Annotated in this window: 1 protein-coding gene and 2 pseudogenes; 2 read left to right on the plus strand and 1 reads right to left on the minus strand. The window is 25.2% G+C overall.

Annotation, left to right across the window (positions count from 1 at the left end; translation table 11 throughout):
• Positions 1-592 precede the first annotated feature (592 nt).
• The gene (locus tag GBZ86_RS18740; RefSeq protein ID WP_422678934.1) at positions 593-688 is read right to left on the minus strand and encodes a ribbon-helix-helix domain-containing protein; all 96 of its coding nucleotides are present in this window, start codon (positions 686-688) and stop codon (positions 593-595) included.
• Positions 689-778: 90 nt separating this feature from the next.
• Here GBZ86_RS18740 and tnpA point away from each other — a divergent pair.
• Together tnpA and GBZ86_RS15000 are read left to right on the plus strand one after the other, a co-directional pair.
• Positions 779-1196 (plus strand): annotated as a pseudogene (tnpA, locus tag GBZ86_RS14995) (IS200/IS605 family transposase).
• Positions 1189-1892: pseudogene (locus GBZ86_RS15000) on the plus strand (RNA-guided endonuclease TnpB family protein). The pseudogenes tnpA and GBZ86_RS15000 overlap by 8 nt, the downstream one beginning before the upstream one ends.
• The last annotated feature ends 522 nt before the right edge of the window (positions 1893-2414 follow it).

Genomic DNA, 2414 nt, shown 5'->3' on the forward strand with positions numbered 1-2414 from the left:
GGGTTGAATCCTTTTTTCTATACTTTTTCACCTAATAGGTGAATTTTTTTTTGTAGAAAAGCATTATTTTAAGCCATATCTATTATGATTTTTATTTTTTCATGAATAATTAGGGAACATATAACTTCTACAATATTTAAAATATTTTCTAATTTTCTTTTTTTCAGTATGATCATAGTTTTTTATATTTCATTTTATTGTTTATATTTTAATAATTTTTTAAAAATTAGATTATAATATTACTGTTGACTTAACGATTTTTGTATACAAGTCGGTTACATACAACCTATAATTTAAATTAGGCAAGATTAAGTATAGGAGATTTTCGTGCAACTTAATATATATAGTTGCTAAGAGTAGTTATTCTTAATGTAAAATACTCAATGTACTTCCTGACTTAGTATTTGCTATGAGGGATAGAAGAATTGAAATTATCCTTGGAAATAGGACTTCAGATATTGTAGGTATCAAACTTTTCATAAAGAATCTACGTATCTTTATGATGGAGATATTTAAAAAGGCATAGAATAAATATCCTAAATCTTTAGTTTAAGGGATGAATTCGTTACAAAATATTAATTATTGTACTTGGTCAACAATATTCTAAAGCTTCATCTAATAGCCTAAAAATTAGTATTTTAGTTTGTTCAGATAGTTCTTTCAGTTTATTGTAAAGTTTCGTATCAATGGAAGAATCTTATTATTGTTCTATTTTTTAGCATAATAATTTCATACTCCATATTGTTTCTAATATTATTAATATATGAGGTGATACTAGATGTATAATAGTAAAAGTCATAGTAAATTCCTATTAAGGTATCATATAATTTTTGTTTGTAAATATAGAAAACAAAAATTATATGATACCCTATGGAGAATATATCAAAAATACTATGATAGATATTTAAAATAAGTATGATTTCTTAATATTAGAAATAGAAACTGACAAAGACCATATTCACCTAATGGTTGAAACAGAGCCTAAAATATGTCTATTAATGATTATAAGAGTTTTGAAGGAACAAACTACTATAAGATTATGGAAAGATTTTTCTTATTATTTAGAAAAACTTTTTTGGAAAGAAAGAACGTTTTTCACAGATGGGTATTTTGTTTCAACCATAGGTCATGTTAGTTCTGAAGTCTTGAAAAAATATATCCAAAGTCAAGGATATAAAGGAGAGTGCTATGCTTAAAGCTTATAAATTTAGACTATATTCTAATGAAGAACAAAAAATATATTTAGGTAAGACTTTTGGTTGTTCTAGGTTTACATATAATCAAATGTTAGCAGATAGAATTAAGTCTTATGAAGAAAATAAATAATTAGACATTAAGCAAATGAAATACCCTACACCTGCTCAATATAAAAAAGAATTTGAGTGGCTTAAAGAAGTTGATAGCTTAGTTTTAGCAAATGAGCAACTTAACTTAGAAAAGGCTTATAAAAATTTCTTTAGAGATAAATCTGTAGGCTTTCCAAAATTCAAAAGCAAAAAAACAAATAGATTTTCCTATACAACTAATAACCAAAAAGGAACAGTATTTATTGAAAATGGTTATATAAAAATTCCTAAATTAAAATCTATGATTAAGATAAAACAACACAGAAATTTTGATGGATTAATAAAAAATTGTACTATATCTAAAACACCAAGTAATAGATATTATATTTCTATATTAGTTGATATAGAAATAAAGTTAGTTGGTATGGTAGAAATATGATAGTAGCACCATCAAATTATGCAAGTTCTAAGCTTTGTTCTTATTGTGACTGTAAAAACAAAGAAGTAAAAAGCTTAGGACTTAGAGAATGGATATGTCCTAATTGTGGAATAAAATACGATAGAGATATAAATGCAAGTATCAATTTAGAAAAGTTGATAGTATAAAATCTATTGGTAGTATACCGGTCTGTGCGACTTTTAGAGCCTAGATAAACTTGTTCCCGTAGGGATATTGACTAGGAAGCTTCGAAGTCTTTAGCTTAGAGGTAGTTCAATCACATTAATTCTATAAACTTTGCCAAGCGTATCATTACAAGGAAAATTACGAATAATATTGAAAAAATAAGAAATATTAGAATAATATCGAAATTTAATAAAACATCATGAAAAAATATAAATTTAAAATGATAAGATAAAACACGTTGTTGATGTCGATAAAAGCTTTTAAAAGTTAATTTTTTTAAATAAAATTAAAAAAACTTTTAAAAAGTTATTGACAAGAAACGACTAAAGTAGTAAACTAAACTAGTCGATTGAATGCGACAAGATAAATGAAAGAAATGATCTTTGAAAATTAAACAGATAAATTTAAGTAAACCAGCAATTCTTTTATAAGTAATATGAGTAAATGATTAAACTTTTAATTTGAGAGTTTGATCCTGGCTCAGGATGAACGCTGGCGGCGTG

The organism is Clostridium tarantellae (assembly GCF_009295725.1).
GTDB lineage: Bacteria > Bacillota > Clostridia > Clostridiales > Clostridiaceae > Sarcina > Sarcina tarantellae.